The 18,087-nt window shown below is 59.2% G+C and carries 15 protein-coding genes; 7 read left to right on the top strand and 8 right to left on the bottom strand.

Annotation, left to right across the window (positions count from 1 at the left end; genetic code table 11):
* The first annotated feature begins 13 nt into the window (after nt 1–13).
* The 3 genes from KJ970_10825 (at nt 14) to KJ970_10815 (ending at nt 1,819) form a co-directional block, all read left to right on the top strand.
* Nucleotides 14–577 carry a fibronectin type III domain-containing protein gene (locus KJ970_10825; GenBank protein MBU2691408.1) on the top strand — a complete coding sequence of 188 codons (564 nt, stop codon included), beginning with the start codon at nt 14–16 and terminating at the stop codon, nt 575–577.
* A gap of 214 nt (nt 578–791) precedes the next feature.
* Nucleotides 792–1,355 carry an orotate phosphoribosyltransferase gene (pyrE, locus tag KJ970_10820; GenBank protein ID MBU2691407.1) on the top strand — a complete coding sequence of 188 codons (564 nt, stop codon included), beginning with the start codon at nt 792–794 and terminating at the stop codon, nt 1,353–1,355.
* Nucleotides 1,355–1,819, top strand: a complete 465-nt coding sequence (locus tag KJ970_10815; GenBank protein MBU2691406.1) for an NUDIX hydrolase — start codon at nt 1,355–1,357, stop codon at nt 1,817–1,819. Before pyrE ends, KJ970_10815 begins: the two co-directional genes overlap by 1 nt.
* A 16-nt stretch (nt 1,820–1,835) precedes the next feature.
* Here KJ970_10815 and KJ970_10810 read toward each other — a convergent pair whose 3' ends face one another.
* Entirely contained in the window at nt 1,836–2,450 is a 615-nt protein-coding gene (locus KJ970_10810) for an IMPACT family protein (protein MBU2691405.1), read from the bottom strand.
* A gap of 234 nt (nt 2,451–2,684) precedes the next feature.
* Between KJ970_10810 and KJ970_10805 the strand changes: the two genes are divergently transcribed.
* From KJ970_10805 to selD, 4 genes are all read left to right on the top strand, one after another.
* A complete protein-coding gene (locus KJ970_10805; GenBank protein ID MBU2691404.1) occupies nt 2,685–3,215 on the top strand; it encodes a fibronectin type III domain-containing protein in 531 nt (176 codons plus the stop codon).
* Between the two features lie 205 nt (nt 3,216–3,420).
* Nucleotides 3,421–4,857 carry a sodium/proline symporter gene (locus KJ970_10800; protein MBU2691403.1) on the top strand — a complete coding sequence of 479 codons (1,437 nt, stop codon included), beginning with the start codon at nt 3,421–3,423 and terminating at the stop codon, nt 4,855–4,857.
* Between the two features lie 122 nt (nt 4,858–4,979).
* Complete coding sequence (locus tag KJ970_10795; protein MBU2691402.1) at nt 4,980–8,015, top strand: hypothetical protein; 3,036 nt, start codon at nt 4,980–4,982, stop codon at nt 8,013–8,015.
* A gap of 202 nt (nt 8,016–8,217) precedes the next feature.
* On the top strand, nt 8,218–9,183 hold the full coding sequence (gene selD / locus KJ970_10790) for a selenide, water dikinase SelD (GenBank protein MBU2691401.1): 966 nt from the start codon (nt 8,218–8,220) through the stop codon (nt 9,181–9,183).
* 34 nt (nt 9,184–9,217) lie between these two features.
* Here the strand turns inward: selD and dnaE are convergent, their stop codons facing one another.
* The 7 genes from dnaE to lpdA all read right to left on the bottom strand — a co-directional run bounded on the left by dnaE (nt 9,218) and on the right by lpdA (nt 18,055).
* A complete protein-coding gene (gene dnaE / locus KJ970_10785; protein ID MBU2691400.1) occupies nt 9,218–12,463 on the bottom strand; it encodes a DNA polymerase III subunit alpha in 3,246 nt (1,081 codons plus the stop codon).
* Between the two features lie 59 nt (nt 12,464–12,522).
* Nucleotides 12,523–13,791, bottom strand: a complete 1,269-nt coding sequence (locus KJ970_10780) for a DNA polymerase IV (protein MBU2691399.1) — start codon at nt 13,789–13,791, stop codon at nt 12,523–12,525.
* Nucleotides 13,758–14,012 (bottom strand): hypothetical protein, encoded by a 255-nt coding sequence (locus tag KJ970_10775; GenBank protein ID MBU2691398.1) that lies wholly within the window; start codon nt 14,010–14,012, stop codon nt 13,758–13,760. The genes KJ970_10780 and KJ970_10775 overlap by 34 nt, the downstream gene beginning before the upstream one ends.
* A gap of 224 nt (nt 14,013–14,236) precedes the next feature.
* Nucleotides 14,237–14,842: a transcriptional repressor LexA gene (gene lexA / locus KJ970_10770; protein ID MBU2691397.1), complete on the bottom strand. Its 606-nt coding sequence runs from the start codon at nt 14,840–14,842 to the stop codon at nt 14,237–14,239.
* Between the two features lie 123 nt (nt 14,843–14,965).
* Nucleotides 14,966–15,847: a lipoyl synthase gene (gene lipA / locus KJ970_10765; GenBank protein MBU2691396.1), complete on the bottom strand. Its 882-nt coding sequence runs from the start codon at nt 15,845–15,847 to the stop codon at nt 14,966–14,968.
* Between the two features lie 28 nt (nt 15,848–15,875).
* Complete coding sequence (gene lipB / locus KJ970_10760; protein ID MBU2691395.1) at nt 15,876–16,556, bottom strand: lipoyl(octanoyl) transferase LipB; 681 nt, start codon at nt 16,554–16,556, stop codon at nt 15,876–15,878.
* A gap of 107 nt (nt 16,557–16,663) precedes the next feature.
* Nucleotides 16,664–18,055 carry a dihydrolipoyl dehydrogenase gene (lpdA, locus tag KJ970_10755; protein ID MBU2691394.1) on the bottom strand — a complete coding sequence of 464 codons (1,392 nt, stop codon included), beginning with the start codon at nt 18,053–18,055 and terminating at the stop codon, nt 16,664–16,666.
* Nucleotides 18,056–18,087: the final 32 nt, after the last annotated feature.

Raw genomic sequence — 18,087 nt, 5'->3', positions numbered from 1 at the left:
GAGGAGGATGAATATGTTATCCACACGCCACGCCGGATTCTTTCCGCTTCTGATCACATTCGCCGCCCTAACAGTGGCCGCAACCGGCTGCGGAAATGATGATGGCGCATCTCCCCAAGCCAATGCTCCCGACCCCGCTCCACCCACGACCCCATCCGGCCTGACACTGGTCAAGGTTACAGAAGACGGCCTACGGTTGAATTGGGAGAGCAGTCCGGATCTGGATGTCATTGGTTATGAGATTTATACCTACGATCCTGATCCAGGCCGTAGCAATGCCTATGTAAAACTGACCGGCACACCCGTGACAAGCTCTTCATATGTCTTTAACAATCCAAAACCTGATACGGAATATTACTTCAAGGTCAGCGCTGTGAACCGATTCGGATTTGAAAGTGAAAGCTCATCGCCTTTCAGAATTCGATGGGACGGCGGACCCTTCGAAAGCTCTCGTGATGACGGCCATGCCGATCGCCCTCCCCGCGACGGTGGTGACCCGACTCCCGGCGGCCCTGTCGGTGGAGAGACTCCCGGTGGGCACCATGAAGATGGAGATCATGACCCCGGCGACCGCTAGGCGAACCAGAAACCCCCGCCCCCGGCCAGGCTCCCTCCCCGAGCCTTGTCTCCCATGGCACCGGGGGCCGACCGAAGCCCCGTACCCTCACGGGGCTTCGCCCTTTCCTCCGTCTTTTGGGCCACAAGCAGCTTGCCTTGACCGGGAGCTTCTCCTTTTCTAGTCTGCGCACATGACCTCGACAAACAACTCCAGGAATCCAAGATCCCTTTCCGTGGATGAAGCCAGGGCCTCCCTGCTGGACGTCATCCGCCGGCAATCGCTGAAGACCGGGCGCTTTATTCTCGCATCAGGAGCGGAAAGCAACTACTACGTCGATCTTCGCCGGACGACAACCCATCCGGCGGGCGCCTACTATGCGACCTTCCTCCTTCTCGATCTTATGAAGCGTTGGAAGCCCGACGCGGCCGGCGGGCCGACCCTCGGCGCCGATCCCCTGGCGGGCTCGATGGCCCTCCTATCCCATCAGCTGGGCCATCCGCTGCGAACCTTTATGGTACGGTCCAAGGCGAAAGACCACGGCACGGGGCGCGCCGTTGAGGGAAACCTTGAATCCGGGGATCGGGTGGTGGTACTGGACGATGTCGTGACCAGCGGGGGCAGCCTCATTAAGGTCCTGGAACCGATTCGGGAAGCCGGGGCCGTGATCGTCGGCGCGACGGCCATCTTGGACCGGGAGCAGGGCGCCGCCCAGGCCCTGGCCGACGCCGGCCTGCCGTTTGCGCCCCTTTTCAGGATTTCCGATCTACTAGATCCGGAATGGATAAAGGGGGTCTGATGGAATTTCATTGCCCGTCTTGTGGTTTTGTGACCTGCGATTTTCCCTTTCCACTGCCGACGGTTGACGCGCTGATTGAAATCGGATACCGCAAGATTGTTCTGGTATACCGGCGCTTTGAGCCGCTTGGGTGGGCTTTGCCGGGCGGATTTGTCGATGTCGGCGAATCGCTCGAAGAGGCTTGCGCCCGGGAGGCGCTGGAAGAAACCGGTTTGAAGATCACCCATCTCCGGCAGATCCACACCTATTCTGATCCCGCAAGAGATCCCCGCCGACATGTCATCTCGACGATTTTCGCCGCCCGGGCGCAGGGACGCCCCCAGGGCGCCGATGATGCGGAGAAGGCCGAGATCTTTTCTCTGGACGATTTGCCCGCTTCGCTCGCCTTCGATCATCAACAGATCCTGGAAGATTTTCGCGACGGACATTTCGGGATCCGCCCGTCACCTTCCGAGAGCTTCTAGAACGCGGGAGAGAGCCTCAATCCGGCAACATCTCAAGCACGCCCCGGCCGGAGGTCACCTCGGACAACCAGGCCTGGAGCGGTTCCTTCTCTTCATCCGGCAGGGATATTGTTAAAAAGGCCGACGCTCCTTCAACCGCCCGGGCTTGCACATTCCAGCCTTTTCTATGAAGACCGGCCTCGATCAAGCCCAGCTGCTCGGTCGAGCACCGGATGCGAAAGGGAAGAAAGATCGGGCGCTCTATGATTCCGGCGTTCTGAACCGCATCACGAGCGGTGCCGCCGTAAGCCCTCACAAGCCCCCCCGTGCCCAATTTGACGCCGCCAAAAATCCGGCTGACCACGATTCCGGCGCCGGTCAGCTCTTGTGAGTCGAGAATCGTATAGATCGGCCGCCCGGCGGTCCCCCCCGGCTCCCCGTCATCCGATGATCGATAGAGGATCTGGCCCGAGGCATCCCGGAGACGATAAGCATAGGTGTGATGATTGGCCTGTGGCCAGTCGGCCCGGGCCCTCGCAATCATCGCTTCCAGATCGGACGGATCGGTGATCGGGGCGGCCATTCCGCAGAACCGTGAACCCTTGATCAGATTCTGGGAAAACCCCTCCCCGGCCAGGGTTCGGAGTCTCACAAGCGGTTTCTCCTCTTCGAGTACCGAGTTATCAGGCTATTCTACTGTGTCTCAAACAGCTACGAAAGGAGATCCCACCGGTTTTCTCCACCTCGACGGCGAACATCCGATCATTCGACTCAAGATCAGCCCCCCCATTCCCGATATTTGGGGCTGCCAGGCAAGTTTCCTTTTGTTTGGAGCGCGGGCAGGCGTAGCGAATTCGGGTTTATTCTTTGATGAGGAGGACGAAAGATGTTGGTCTCACGACTTGGCAAATTCTCTGTTTCTCTCCTGGTTCTAGCGGCGATTCTGCTCGTCATGGTCGGCTGCGGGAATGATGAGGCATCATCTCCCACCGTTCCTGAAGATCCCGCCCCGCCGGTAGCTCCTTATGGACTGACGATCGCTAAGGCGACGGCGTCCGGAGTGAAACTGAGTTGGAATCCGAGTCCCGATCTGGATGTCGTGGGTTATTTGGTCTACGTCTCAACCAACGGCAACCTCTACTACGACAAATTGACCTCAGCACCCATCTCGCGGACAACCTATCTTTTTCCCAACCCGGTGGAGCAAGCGGACTATTCCTTCCGGATCACGGCCATCAATGCCGCCGGACTCGAAAGCTCGCGAACGGCCCCCTTGGCCTTTATTTGGGACGGAGGTCCCGTTGACGCCACGGAACATGACCCTGCCGGGAGCCGGCCGGGCAGTTCTCCCCCATCCGGTGGCCCGGGTCATTCTGAAGATGACGATAGGGACCCTCATGGTGGAGGTTCGGATTAGATCGGGGCGCTGCTTCCATACGATCCAATAGCTTTAACAAAAGCTTTCTTGATGGGGACGACACGCTTCGTCCCCATTCTTTTTCCGCTGAGGCATCATCATCCCACGCCGCAATCCCAACCTTGACCCACCCCTCTCCTCTCGTTACGGTTCCTGCAGATTTGAACCGTCTTTTCCAAGATGAGATGGAGGGAAACTTACAACCATGACACCGGTTGCCATTGGATTTGTCGTTTATCTGCTCCTCATTTTCGTTGTCGGCATCCTTTCCGCCCGCAAAACAAAGACATTGCCCGATTTCCTCCTCGCCGGCCGGCGCCTGGGTCCCTGGGTTGTCGCCTTTTCAGAACGGGCCTCGGGCGAAAGCGGCTGGATGCTTCTCGGTCTCACGGGCCTGGCCTACGCCAGCGGTCTCGGCGATCCCTCCGGCCGGAAATTGGAGCCCGCCTTTTGGACCGCGGTGGGCGGCGTGTGCGGGATCGCCGCTTCCTGGCTCCTTATCGCCTCCCGTCTCCGCCGGGAAAGTGAAAGATTGGGCGCTCTGACTCTCCCCCGCTTCTTTGAACTTAAATTTGGAACGAACGATCCCATGATCCGGCTTGTCGCCACCGGGATCATCTCCTTCTGTTTTGCGTTTTATATCGGCGCGCAATTCGACGCCGCCGGGAAGTCACTCCAGCAGACATTCGGGTGGAGCCACCTCAGTGGTGTTTTTGTCGGTGCGGCGATCATCGTCTTTTATACATTGATGGGCGGATTTTTCGCTGTCGCCTGGACTGATTTTATACAGGGCTGGATCATGTTATTCACTTTGGTCGCCCTGCCCCTCGCGACCTTTATAGGATTGGGCGGATGGGACGGATGCGCCGCGAAGATTACGGCGATGGAACCGCAATTCCTGACCCTCTCCGGCGGCCGTAGTGGTTGGCGCCTCCTGAGCGGGATCCTCGGAGGTTTCGGCGTCGGCATGGGATATCTGGGGCAACCGCATCTCTTGGTGCGCTACATGAGCCTCCGGAGCCACAAGAGCGTTCCTAAAGCCCGGACGATTGCGTTGACCTGGGCTATCCTCGCCTATGGCGGAGCCGTGATGATGGGATTGGTCGCCCTGGCGTACTACGGCGGCGGGGCCTTCGATGATCCGGAAAAGATGATGCCGGCGCTGGCCATGGATGTCTTCCCGGCATGGCTGGCGGGTATCCTCATCTGCGGCGCCCTGGCGGCGATGATGTCCACGGCCGATTCCCAGCTCCTCGTCACCACATCGGCGGTGGCTGAAGATATCTATCATCAGTCCATCCGACCCAAAGCCAGTCAGAAGCATTTGGTCCAAGTTTCACGATTCATCACGCTGATTGTTGGGATTGTCGCCATCGCCCTTTCCCAATTGCCGCGATCGATCTTTGACAAGGTGCTCTTCGCCTGGGGCGGATTGGGCGCGGCTTTCGGTCCGGCCCTCCTGCTCTCTCTCTGGTGGAAAGGGACCACGAGAAACGGCGTTTTGGCCGGGATGGTGGTCGGATTCGTGAGTGTCATCCTCTGGGACAACAGTCTCCTTTCGTCGCAACTTTATTCCCTGGTCCCCGCTTTTGTCCTGTCGTTCTTAGCCGTGCTCTTCTTCAGCCGGCTGACGCGGAAATAATCCGGCTTTCAGTCTTGCGAATGTGCTGAACGCGACCTAACCTAAAGGTGATGGGGCCCTTCACCCATCCGCCGGGGGTTCAGAAGGGGTTCGACTCACACCCCAAAGAAAGGAGTCCCGCCGTGCGATTCCCGAGACTCTGCATCCTTTGCTCTTTCCTTATCCTGCTGGTATGGAGCGTCGGCTACGCCCTGCCGGAAACCGACGAGTACCAGCTCAATGATGAGGTCTTTGGAACAGGCGAGGCCAGGTCACCTGTCATTGCCGGCCTGCCGGATAGTTCGTACCTCTATGTTTGGATCGATTCCCGCCGGGGGCAGAGGGATATTTTCGCTGTCCAAATGACGGAGGAGGGCGAACCGATCAGCGAGCTTAAGCTGCTGAACGATGATGACCGGCTCGCCAATCAGTTCAACCCTGTCATGGCCTTCTCTCCCGACTATTCCTCAGGATGGGTTGCTTGGATTGATGTCCGGCAATATACCAATGTCTACACTCAGAGGATCTTGAAGGACGCATCCCTTGTGGGTGAGAACATTCCGATCCTCACCAATGAGCGCGGCGGCTCCCCCACCGATCTGGACATCGCCGTTCAGGAAGACGGCACAGCCTTGCTCGTCTACAGGGATTTCCGCTACCAAGCCCACTCTCTATTCGGACGCCGTGTCAGCCCGGATGGCGTGCCCCTCGGAGACAATGATGTAATCCTCGTTGATGAGGAATCGGCGAGAAATCCCTCTATCGCCGCCTGCCCGGGTGGCGGTTGGATTTTGACTTGGGAGGAAAGATCCAACGGCGCCGATGATGAGATCTGGTTTCGGAGATTCACCGATCAACTCGAAGCGATCGGTTTCAGCGTCCGCCTGGCGGCTGATACGGGTGAGCAGTCCGAACCGACGGTCGAGGTGATGCCCGATTCATCCCTTCTGATCCTTTGGAAGGATACGACGGGCGGCGCGAGCGAGCTCTACTTTAACTATTATTCCATAGTCGGCGCGCCGCTCGGCGGCAAGACGGCCGTGCAGGAGATTCCGGCGGGCGCCGAAGAGCTTTATAACAATCTATCGATCCAGCCCGACGGCTCGTTCATGGTGAATTGGCTTGGCTTCCAAGAGAGCGACTGGCTGCCGATGGTTCGGATTTTTGAAGCCGGCGGAGCGCCCGCCAGCGATATCATCACCGTCGATAATCCCGGCAATGTCGTCGGATTGAGTGTGGCATCGACCGCGGCCGCTGATGGACGGTATGCCAGTGTATGGGTTGATGAGCGTTCCGGAGCCGGACTCGCCTATATGAAGATGGTGGACAGCTCCGGCGACCTCGCCGAATACCCCACCCGGCTCATGCATGTCGAACCGGGGGCGACGCAGCTCTTCCCGGATGTCGCCCTCAGAGATGACGGTTCGGGGATGGCCGTTTGGGTCGATCAGCAAACCGGTAATCCGAACCTCTTCGGACGTTTTCTCCATCCCAATGGAAGTCCCTCCGGCCCCTCCTTCCTTATCAGCGCGGAACCTTTGGGCCGCTTTGGGGATCCGCTGGATATCACGAGCGTCATTGTGGCCACACCGCGTGTTGCCGCAACCCCGACCAAGAACTACCTCGCTACCTGGCTCATCAATACCGAGACGGGGCGCGGCCGGGTCATGGCGCAGGTCTTCGACCCGGCCGGGGAAGTCGTCGGAAATAACTTCGCCGTTCCCCTGATTTCAAGCAGCCCGCAATCGACGCCTACCGCCCTTGTCGACGAATCCTCCGGTTTGATGGCCGTGGTATGGGAGGATAACTCAACCAGCTCAGGCGGGGATATCTTCATGCAGCGTTACAGCCCCGAAGGTCTCGAGACCTACGGCGGCATCATCAATCTTGTGGATTTGAACGCCCGCACCGCCAGCCAGTATTACTCCGCCGCCGACATTTCCGATTATGGCCAAATCGTCGTTGCTTGGACGGATGGCCGCAACGGCGGCCTCGACATCTATGCTCAAGAGTATTTCATGACGGCGGATAACCTCCCACTGGCCAACAAACTTGTCGGCGGTGAAGATGAGGGAGAGAATTTTGTACAAGCTCACCCGGATGTCGCCGTCGGTCCCGGCAGCTATGTCATTGTTTGGGATGACAACTCCTATGGCACGATCGGCGTGCACGCCCGCTTATACACACCCCCCTCTTTCATGAAGGAGAGTTGGAAGCCGGGCCAATCCCTCCCCCGCCCGCCCGAAGACACCCTGCTCATCGTCAGCGAAAACCCGCAGGCCGACATCTCCCACTGGCCGCGCGTCAGCATGAATGAGGACGGCCGCTTTATCGTCACCTGGTGGGACAACTACGAAGGTCAGGCCAAGATCATGGGCCGCACCTATGAAGCCGACGGCCGGCCGCTGAGCGAACCCTTCCTTGTAACGCCCCTGCGGGAGGGCGCCTTCCGGTACTCTCCCGCCGTGGATGCGCACGCCGATTCGATCCGGTTTGTCTTTGCCGACACGCGACGGGACCTGGGATGGGATGTCTATGTCCGCCGGGCCGATTGGACATTTCAAGGCGACAGCATCCCCGATACAACGGGGACGACCCCTGTCCTCATCGCCTCAGCGGGGATCGAGGCGCACCCCGGCGGCCTTCGCCTGCAATGGGAGGCGCCCGCCGACCTTTCGCCCTCTTCCTTCCTCATTGCGAGACGCGGACCTCTCGTCAATCCGGATGATCCCCGGTCGGGCGCTTATACGCTCTATGGGGATGTGAGCTGGCTCGATCCCGATGCCCGCATCATGGGATGGATGGATACCGATCTCCTCCCCGGCGAAACGTATGCCTATTGGATCCTCATGGATACGCCGCAGGGGGTCGATCCGCAAGCGGGCCCCTTCATAGCCTCCTATCAGGTCCGCCTCTCTTTCCAAGCGACGCCGAGTCCCTTTACCAAATCGGTCTCGATGACCCTGCCGCCGGCATCATCCCGCCGGACCGTGGAGATTTATGATGTTCAGGGGCGCCGCGTCTGGCGCAAAGCATGGTCCGCGGGTCCCACACCGCTCAATGTGATGTGGGATGGCCGGGATCAGAGCGGCAGGAAGGTCGCCCAAGGCGTTTACTGGGCAAGGGTCCGCGGGTGCGGTGATCAACCGGCGGTCCGATTGCTCAAACTGGGACGCTGAGTCCCGCCGAAGAATCGCCATTTTAAAACCAGATTGGCTGTCTATTAAAAGACGGCCAATCTGGCTTGAGTCTTTGGCATTTACATTTGGATATGTACGTTAGGAGTTACAAAGGATGAGTCGAGAGGAAATCCGGCGGTTGACCGAGATGTCCAGCTGCGCCGGCTGAGCGGCCAAGCTTTCTCCGGAGGCTCTGGAGATCGTGCTGGCAAAGACACAGAGGGCGGCCCGGTCCCATCCGTCGGTCTTAATAGGAATGAACGCCGCCGACGATGCGGGTGTCTACAAAATCAGCGATGATCTGGCTCTTGTACAAACGGTCGATTATTTCACCCCGGTTGTGGATGACCCCCGTGACTACGGCGCCATCGCCGCCGCCAACTCATTGAGCGACATCTACGCCATGGGCGGCGAGCCCTTGACCGCCTTGAACATTGTCGGTTTTCCGACGGATCTATTGTCTCTCGATATCCTGGCCGAAATCCTGTCGGGGTCGCAGGACGTTCTCGATGAAGCCGGCGTCGCCCTTCTCGGCGGCCATACGGTGCGCAATCCGGAACCTTTCTTCGGCCTCGCCGTCACGGGCCGGATCCATCCACAGCGTATTTTAACAAAGGCGGGAGCAAGAGCCGGTGACCGGCTTATTCTGACAAAGCCGATCGGTACAGGCCTGCTCGCGACGGGGCTGCGCAACGGCAAACTCGGGGAAGAATCGCTGGCCCTGATGACCCGCTCCATGCGCCGGTTGAACAGGGAAGGGCTGACGGTCGCGCTCCCCTTCGATCCCCACGCGGCGACCGATATCACCGGATTCGGACTGCTCGGCCATCTTCATGAAATGGCCCAGCAAAGCGGCCTTCGCGCCGTGGTCGAGGCCTCTTCGGTCCGTATCCTTCCCGGCACGCGGGAGATGGCTGAAGACCGGCAAATCGCCGGTGGACTGCGGGCGAACCAGCTTTATCTAAAATCCTTCCTACAATCCGAGATGGACAAGGATGATTGGCCCATGCTGGCCTTTTTCGACCCCCAAACATCGGGTGGCCTTCTCTTTTCTGTTTCTGAATCCTCCGCCCCCTCCCTTCTGAAGATCCTGCTGCAAGAAGGTATCGAGGCTTCACAGATCGGCCGGATGGAAGAGGGTCGCGCGGGCGAAATTGTTGTTGTCTAAATTGGTTTGGTTTGGTTCGTTTGGTTGATTTCGTTTAGTTTGCTTTCATTGGGTCCGTTCTGTGGAGCGCCTTTGAAAGCTCATGCATGGGGTGAATCGCATCCATCTCTAATGTGTAAGCACCGTAACGTTCCTTAACAATACCGGAGACCAGCCAGAGACGTCCGGCGCCCAAGGCCCGCACCGCCTCGTGGTAGAGCCCGGGCCAAACAACAGATTCAACAAGCCCGAATTCGTCATCAAGCGTGACAAAGAGCATCGGGTCGCCGTGCGATGTTTGAACCCGCCGCATGGCGGCGATCCACCCGGCCATCGTGCAACGCCCCCCCTTGGGGATATCGCGGCTGTCATCCAGCCGCCCCGGCCGGCCGCCTCGGAAAGCCCCCCTTCCATTCCCCCGGGCGGCGCTCAAAGCCTTTGCCAAAGCGTCCGCCAAAGCACCCATCCGGCGAAGGACTTCTATGGGATGGCCCGATAGCGCCATATCGAGAATCTCCATCTCGTCGCATAACCTTTCCCACAGCGAGGGGGGCGCCATCTCTGTCATGACGGCCACTGATTTGGGGGGGGGCAGGGAAAGTGTGGGAGCCGCCGTGGCCGCGGCGGCGTGAGAAGAGCGGGTTCGCCGGGCAAGACGATAAAGCTCCCAAAGATGCGATCGCCTGTCGCCCGGGGGCACCGTTTCCAACGCCCCAATGCGGACAAGGGCCTCTATCTCGGGAAATGTCGCCGGAACCCGGCTCCAAAGATCCCCCAGCGAGCGAAAAGGTTCCTTCCGCCGTTCCTCCAGAATTCTTCCCCGCATCGTCTCTGTCAGCCTATGAATTCGATTCAATCCGCAGCGGAGGGCGTCGGTTTCCCATTTCCACCCTTCTTCACTGCGATGGATACAGGGAGGCCGGATGAGGAGGCCACAACGCCGCGCCTCCTCGACATGGGATCGAAGGGGATACATCCCCTGGTGATTGTTAAAGAGAGCCGCTGTAAAAGGTCCGGGGAAGTGGGCTTTTAAATAGGCGCTGCGATAGGCCAAGACGGCGTATCCCGCAGCATGCGCCCTACAAAAGGCGTAGGCCGCAAAGCGTGTCAGATCCTTCCAGACCTCCCGGGCGATCTGAACCGGGATGCCCTGATTCACGGCGCGCTGCAGAAATCCGTCTTCGAGACCCTTAAGGGTCCGGCCGGTCCATGGGTCCTCTCCCGCCGGCTCGTCACCCTTCTCCCCGGCCCTTGCGACGGCGATCGCCCGGCGCAGAAGATCGCCCAAAGCCAGTGAGAAACCTCCGATGCAGGCGGCCACCGACATGACATCCTCTTCATAGAGCATGACGCCGTGTGTCGACAGGAGCAGAGATTCCAACCGGGGATGCCGCACCGACACTGGTTCTTCCCCGCGCACCCGGCGGATAAAGGCCTCTTTCATACCGGATCCCGATGGACCGGGCCGGATGAGGGCCAGGGCATGCAGGGCCCCTTCGAGATTCTTGGCGTTTGTCATGACGAGAAGTTGCCGCATCCCCGGAGACTCGAGCTGAAAACATCCGAGCGATTGTCCCATTGAGAGGATCCGTCCTGTGTTGGGATCGTCGTGCGGTATCGCATCCCAATTCAATTTTTGACCCCCGCCGAGGAGGATCTCTTCTGTCTCCGCGATGGTCGATAGGGCCCTATTTCCCAGAAGATCGATCTTCACCAATCCGACTTCCTCGATGGCGCGCATCTCGAATTGCGTGACGATGATCCCCTTGGCCGCCGGTTGCAGGGGAACATAGTGGGCCAATGGGACATGATCGGAGATCACGATGCCGCCCGGGTGGAGGCCGAGATGGCGCGGCATCCCGAGGAGCCGTTCCGCGAGAGCAAATATTTCGGGGAAAGGGGGATCGTCAAGGGGCACTCGATGCCCCAGGGGACCGGCCCGCACCATTTCAATGAGCGAACGGGGGGGCGCGGCGCTCTGCGGCGCAGGCGGCGGCGCGGCGGATGGCTCGTCGTCAGAGGAAAAGAAACACCTTGGAATGGAACGGCACAAGCGATTGACAACACCGTGGGGAACGCCCAGGGCCTTGGCAGCCTCGCGAAAGGCGCTGCGAGGATGAAAGGTGTTGTGGGTCGAGATCATGGCGACCCTCTCGGCCCCATAGGTCTCATAGACCCAACGGATCACTTCATCGCGCCGCCGCCAGCAGAAATCGATATCGAGATCGGGAAGATCACGGCGCAGTTTGTGAAGAAAACGCTCGAAGTAAAGCCGATAACGTATAGGATCGACATTGGTTATCCCAAGGACATAGGAGACGATAGAACCGGCCCCGCTCCCTCTGCCGACATTTGGTATCCCCCGCCGTTGCGCCTCGGCCACAATCCGCCCCACAACCAGGAAATAATCGATGAAGCCGAGCTCGCGGATAATCTCCAATTCTCTATGAAGACGCCGGACCACCCGCGGCGTTATCTGCGGGTAACGCCGGTTCAGCCCCACCTGGCAGATCCTATAGAGTTGATCATACGATTTCTCCCGGCTTGATCCCGGTGGGGTGGGAAAGATCGGCCCGCGGGAGGTCAAATCGCGGATCGTGAGTTCGCTTCGCTCCAACAGGTCACGGCTGCCGGCTAGGGCGCCCGGATCATCCTGCCAAAGTTCGGTCATCTCCTCCGGCGAGGGCCAGACGGTTCCGGCTCCGGCTTGATCATCCGCCGTGATATTTGAGACCATCTCCTTTTTGCGTATGGCGCATAGCAGTCTGTGCAGGTGAAGATCTCTCGGTTCCGCCACCGTAATCTGCACGCTCCCGAGAAGGGGAAGATCGCCGCGCTTGGCGGCTTCCCGCAACGCGGACTCCTGACATCTCGAACGGCCGGGGCTCCGGACCAGTAACGCCCCCAAGCGATCCTCCGGGCACTCAACCGCCAGCCGTTCGAGGAGTGAGGCGTCCTCGGTCGCCACAAACAAACCCGCGCCCACTTCTGAAAGGCCGGCTCGCAGAAGCGATGGGATTATCTGAAAGTCGGGTCCTGTTTGCCGCTCTGTGATCAAGCGGCACAACCGCCCGTATCCGTCGAGATTGAGCGCATAGACAACCACGCTCTTTCTCTCCGATGACGTTTCCTCCCGCCTTGTGATCTCCGCTCCCAGCAGAAGTTTAACATTTCTCTCCGCCGCCGCCTTCAAGGCCGGAACGGCGAGATAGAGATTGTCCCGATCCGTCAACGCCAATCCGGGGATCCTTTCCAGTGCCGCCCGGTTTATCAGCTGCTCGGGTGATTGCGTTCCCCACATGAGGGAACCGTGGGAATGAACCAGGAGAGGCACCCATGGCGGGCCGGGGGATTTCATACTCAGCGGGTCAAACAGGGCGTTCTAAGCACATAACCATGGGCGTCGCGCGGCAGATGTCCCATCAATTCCAGGGAAGGCCCCCGAACCAAGGATGAGAAGCCGAATCGTTCACGAACCCGATCGATGGAACGATCCAGATCGATCGATTCAACGGGATCATCCCCATCCTCCAAGGGCAGAAGACTCTGTTGCTCCCCGGGACATGACCCAAAACCGGAGAGCTGCAATCCCAGATGCATCACCGCGGCGCGCCGTTTGAGCAGGGGCATCAAAAGTTTTCGGGCGGCATGAAAGACCACCCCCTGCGATGAGACGGGGCTCTCGAGACGGACGCGGCGTTTCTCGCCGGGGCCGTCGACATAGTTAACAAAAACCATGCAGTGACGGGCGGCGAGGCTTTGGCGGCGCACCTCCAGAAGAGCCCTTTCACAAAGATAGTGAAGCATCCCCACGATTTTCTCCTCTTCAATTGTGGGTTCTTCCAGGGAACTCTCCCGGCGGATACTTCCCGGAATCTCGCGGCGGTTGACGGGACGCGTATCGAGACCCCAGGCGCGTTGATGCAATACCCTCGCCGCCGGCCCCAACAAGTCGCGCAAGGCCGGTTCAGGAAGGCGGCGCAAATCCTCAACCGTCTGCACGCCGAGTCGTTTGAGGATCCGGCCGGTCGCATGACCGACACCGGGGATCTCCGTGACCGGCAAGGCCGCCATAAAATCAGAAACAGCGCCGGGGGGGAGAAAACCGATCCCGTCCGGCTTCACACGCCGGGTCACCATCTTGGCCGTCATTCGGCTGGAACCGATCCCGACGGAGACATTCAACCCGGTCCGGCGGCGGGCTTCCAAGCGCAGCCACTGTCCAGCCTTCAGAAAATCGCCGTGAAGAGAGCCGGTGCCGGTGATGTCGATATAGGCTTCATCAAGATAGGTCTCTACGGCGGGGCCAAGCTGGACGGTCAAGGCAAAGAGCTCCTCGGCAAAGCAGCGATAAACCTGCGCGTGGCCGGGTAAGACCACCGCCTCGGGGCAGAGGCGTTGCGCCTGCGAGAGAGGCATGCCGGCGGCCAGACCATAACGGCGCGCTTCATAGGAGCAACTGGCGATGACACCCGTGCCGACGATGACGGGCAGCGATCGCAGACGGGGATTGCGCACCTGCTCCACCGAAGCGAAGAAGGCGTCGATATCGAGATGCAGATAGGCCGGATGATCACGCCAGACCGGCGCCCCTGCTACCCCTCGAACATCACGTACTCCAACAGCCATGTCATTTCTCCCCCGTGAAAACGGAGCTGATAGATATCTCCAGAGTCGGTGGTGACGGAGAAATAGCAGAGCCGGTGACGGCCCTGCGTGTCGATCCAGCGGGTGTTGACCCCACGAACCCGAACCGTCTTCTCCCCCCGTTTAATCAATAAGGGGCTGATGGCGCCGCCCTGAAAATCAGCGCGAACCTTGACGGCTTCGTTCACCTGTTCCCAATGCATGCTCCATCTCTCCCGGCTGGAGATCCTCAACTTTGCCTTGTTGAACCCTAAAACAAGAATACCGTACGATCGTTCGCTGCACAATCTTTAATATCATTTGGTTGGATTTAAAAAAGAGGGCTCTCATCTGCAGAATGACAAGAGGTTAGGAGAATCCCTTAAGGGAGTTTCTAGATTCCTCCCAGCAGAAATATCGGCGCTGCCGCAGAATGGGTGCGAGGCGATTAAAGGCGCCGGAGCAGACCGACAACCCGTCCGGCCAGGCGAAAGTGTTCATCTCCCCCGTTGATTTGCAGCGGGGTGTAGGCGGGATTGGCAGGCCGCAGTTCCACTCCGCCAGGGCGGCGATAGAACCTCTTTACGGTCACCTCTTGATCGGAACCGAGATAAGCGACGACGACGGCCCCGTTGACCGCTTCACTCCCCGGATCAACGAGGACGAAATCCCCTTCAAGGATCCCGTCATCAATCATACTATCTCCCATCACCTTGACGGCGAAGGTCTCACCGCTCGCTTTGCTCGCCATCGATTCAAGCTTCAACCAATCCTCGACATGCTCCGTGGAAGTGATCGGAGCGCCGGCGGCGACCCGCCCGACAACGGGGATGCCCCGATGGTCGCGGAGATGATCGGGAACGACATAATGCCGCCCCCGCTGCTCCAGAAATTTTTTCTTCAGCAGAGCGCGGATGTGTTGGCTCACGGTGGCCGGCGATGAAATTCCGAGCGACGCCCCAATTTCCCGCACCGATGGAAAACGCCCCTCTGTACTAACGGTGCTCTGGATCATCTCGAGAACATCCTGTTGCCGCGGGCTCAACCCTTTCATAACCGCCTCCTCTGGCTGGGGACAGATTTGACCTCATCGAAACCAACTTACCGAACAGGCGTTCGGACGTCAAGTCGAATTGTATTTTTTGAGTAAGTGGGGCTTCTTCAGGCGGGCGTGTCTTTAGCCGGATGGGTTGATCGCCCGTTCCGCGTGATAGGAAGAACGAACGAGAGGGCCGGACTCGCAATGCCGGAACCCAAGCTCCTTGGCGCGTTGATCCCATTCTTTAAATTCATCGGGCGTGATGAATTGCTCTACTGGAAGATGGCTCTTCGTCGGCTGGAGGTATTGTCCCAGCGTCAGTAGCGTGCAGCGATGGGCCCGCAGATCCCGCAGGACCTCATCGACCTGATCCTTCGTCTCCCCAAGACCCAGCATGAGGCCCGACTTTGCGGCGAGTCCCGCCGCCGCGGCCCTCTCGAGGAGTGTTAACGACCGCTGATAGTCGGCCTGCGGACGAACGGTGTGATATAGGGCGGGCACCGTTTCAACATTGTGCGCGAGCACATCAGGTTTTGCATCGAAGACAATCTGCTGCAGCGCCGGGTTTCCCTTGAAATCGGGGATGAGAAGCTCGACGGTGCACTCCTTATTGATTTTTCGAATCGCCTGTACGGTCAGGGCGAAGGGACCTGCGCCGCCGTCGTCGCAATCATCCCGCGTCACACTCGTGATCACGGCATGGTGAATTCCCATTTCGCGAACGGCCTCCGCAACACGGGCCGGTTCCCCGGGATCGGGAAGGCCGGGCCGGCCTGTCTTGACGGCGCAAAACCGGCAAGCGCGTGTGCAGGTGTCACCCAAAATGATAAAGGTCGCCGTTCCCGCGCTCCAACATTCACCGATGTTGGGACACCGGGCTTCTTCGCAGACCGTGTGCAGTCGGCGGCTGGATACGATTTTTCGTGTGTTCGCAAATCCACCCGTTTCAGGAAGGCGAATCTTCAGCCACGGGGGACGGCGTTGCGGCTTGGCGCTCTCCCCGCCCGGTTTCCGCTCCATCAACTCTCCTTTCTCCTTCCATCCACCCTTATAGGTCCAGGCACGCCTCGATCGAGGAAGCGAACTCTATCGTGTGGGGTTCTCTGCGAAAGAGATCACCCACGATGGGTATCATGCGGCCGGCGACTTCATCGAGTTCCGGTGGTGATTCAAAAGCATCGGCCACGGATGTGACACCCCGGTCGCTGAGACCGCAGGGGACGATATGTGAGAAGGCTTCAAGATCCGTCTTAACATTAAAGGCAATGCCATGCGTCGAAATCCATCGTCTGATATGGACTCCAATGGCCCCTATCTTACGATCGCCGACCCAAACACCGGTCAACCCCTCCACACGACCCCCTCGAATCCCATAGCAGGCCGCCGTGCGGATCATGACTTCCTCCAGGGTCGCAATAAACTGATGAAGATTGGTGCGGAGTTCCTTGAGATCGAATATAAAATATCCGGTCAGCTGCCCCGGGCCATGGTAGGTCACATCCCCGCCGCGGTCGACTTTAACGATCTCAAATCCCTCGTTTCGCAGGAAGGTGCGGTCCTCTTTCACGTTCTCTTCCCGCGCTGAACGACCCAGGGTGATCGTCGGTTCATGTTCGAGGAGCAGAAGAGTGTCTTCGCATTCCCCCCTCTCCCGCTGGGCACAGAGGGATTTTTGCAGCGCCCAAAGAGGCCGGTAGGGAGACAGCCCATGGATCAACGCCACGCGCACCGGCGCACCGGGAACGCGAACGCCCGCGCTATATGGATCGTTCTCCTGCCAACGTCTATTGTCAGCCACAAGTCCGCGTCCTTCTGTACTTTTTTAAATATGCGGTTCTAAATATGGATCGCTTCACCAAAGGCCTCTCCCGCCGCTTCATGAATTACTTCGGAAAGTGTCGGGGGCGCGTGAATCGTTCCCAGTAGCTCATGGCGCGTGGTCCCCGCTGTCGCCGCCAGTCCAAGTTCAGCCAGCAATTCCGGCGCTTCGGGTCCCAATATATGCGCGCCGATCAGCTTCTCATCCGCCTCGCTGAAGATCAGTTTAATAAATCCCTCCGACTCACCTTGAGCGATGGATCGTCCATTCGCCCGGAAGGGAAAACGCCCGATCCGTGTCTTGATCCCCTGCTCCGCGGCTTGCCGCTCGGTCAGCCCGACGCTGGCGACGGGCGGATGGCAATAGGTACAGGCCGGGACGAATTTCGAATCCGCCGGTTCCGGATCTTTCCCGGCGAAATGCAAGACGGCCGTGATCCCTTCATGCGAGGCGACATGGGCCAGCCAAGGCGGCCCGGCGACATCTCCGATAGCATAGATCCCCGGGACGCCTGTCTCCATGAAGGATCCCGTTTTGATAAACCCCTTCGCAGTGTGGATCCCCACCGCTTCGAGACCCAGATCTTTTACATTTCCCTCAACACCAATAGCGACCAGCGCCATATCAGCCGTGAACTCGCCCGCCACTCCTTCCTTCTCCATCCGGTAGACCACTTCATCCTCCCGGCGGACCAGGGAGGTCACCTGTGTGCCGGTGTGGATTTTCCATCCCCGTTTCTTAAAGAGGCGCCGTAATTCCAGTGAGATTTCCTCATCCTCAACCGGCAACAGCTCAGGCAGCATCTCGACAATGGTAATCTCACTCCCGAAATCGCCGTAGATCTGTGCAAACTCGACGCCGATGGCGCCGGCGCCGACGATCAGCAGGCGTTTGGGCACTTCCTCGAGGGCCAGCGCCTCTTTGCTGGTGATGATGCGTTCCCCATCAAAATCGACACCCGGCAGTTTTCGCGCATGCGCTCCGGTCGCCAATATAATGCCGTCGGCCGCGATCGACTCCGTCGATCCGTCAGGCTTTGTCACTTCTATCTCCCGGGTCCCGGCCAAGCGCCCCCGTCCCTGAATCATGGAGACATTGTTCTGCTTTAGTAAAAATTCCACGCCGGTCGCCATCCGGCGGGCAATCCTCCGGGATCTCTTGATGACGGCCGGCCAATCGACATCGCATTCCGGAATCCGAAATCCCCATTCCTTTCCCCGCAAAATGAGTTGATAGATCTCGGCATTGCGCAAGAGCGCCTTGGTGGGGATGCAGCCCCAATTGACACAGACGCCCCCGAATTGATCTTCCTCAACCACGGCGGTCTTCAAACCGAGTTTGGCGGCTTGAATCGCCGCGACATACCCGCCGGGGCCCCCGCCGATGACAATAAGATCCTGCTTCTCCATCCGGCCACTCCTTTCCGCCGTCCTACACGATC

Source organism: Candidatus Eisenbacteria bacterium (genome assembly GCA_018831195.1).
Classification (GTDB): domain Bacteria; phylum Eisenbacteria; class RBG-16-71-46; order CAIMUX01; family JAHJDP01; genus JAHJDP01.
Note: the sequence above shows the minus strand (reverse complement) of the source record. Positions and strands in the feature narration are given on the sequence as shown.

Bases quoted from the DNA above. Each gene is read 5' to 3' on its own strand.
- KJ970_10825 (MBU2691408.1), top strand. From the start codon at position 14: ATGTTATCCACACGCCACGCCGGATTCTTTCCGCTTCTGATCACATTC.
- KJ970_10800 (MBU2691403.1), top strand. From the start codon at position 3,421: ATGACACCGGTTGCCATTGGATTTGTCGTTTATCTGCTCCTCATTTTC.
- lipA (MBU2691396.1), bottom strand. From the start codon at position 15,847: ATGGAGCGGAAACCGGGCGGGGAGAGCGCCAAGCCGCAACGCCGTCCC.
- KJ970_10775 (MBU2691398.1), bottom strand. From the start codon at position 14,012: ATGCATTGGGAACAGGTGAACGAAGCCGTCAAGGTTCGCGCTGATTTT.
- KJ970_10780 (MBU2691399.1), bottom strand. From the start codon at position 13,791: ATGGCTGTTGGAGTACGTGATGTTCGAGGGGTAGCAGGGGCGCCGGTC.
- KJ970_10805 (MBU2691404.1), top strand. From the start codon at position 2,685: ATGTTGGTCTCACGACTTGGCAAATTCTCTGTTTCTCTCCTGGTTCTA.
- lexA (MBU2691397.1), bottom strand. From the start codon at position 14,842: ATGAAAGGGTTGAGCCCGCGGCAACAGGATGTTCTCGAGATGATCCAG.
- lpdA (MBU2691394.1), bottom strand. From the start codon at position 18,055: ATGGAGAAGCAGGATCTTATTGTCATCGGCGGGGGCCCCGGCGGGTAT.
- dnaE (MBU2691400.1), bottom strand. From the start codon at position 12,463: ATGTGGGGAACGCAATCACCCGAGCAGCTGATAAACCGGGCGGCACTG.
- KJ970_10815 (MBU2691406.1), top strand. From the start codon at position 1,355: ATGGAATTTCATTGCCCGTCTTGTGGTTTTGTGACCTGCGATTTTCCC.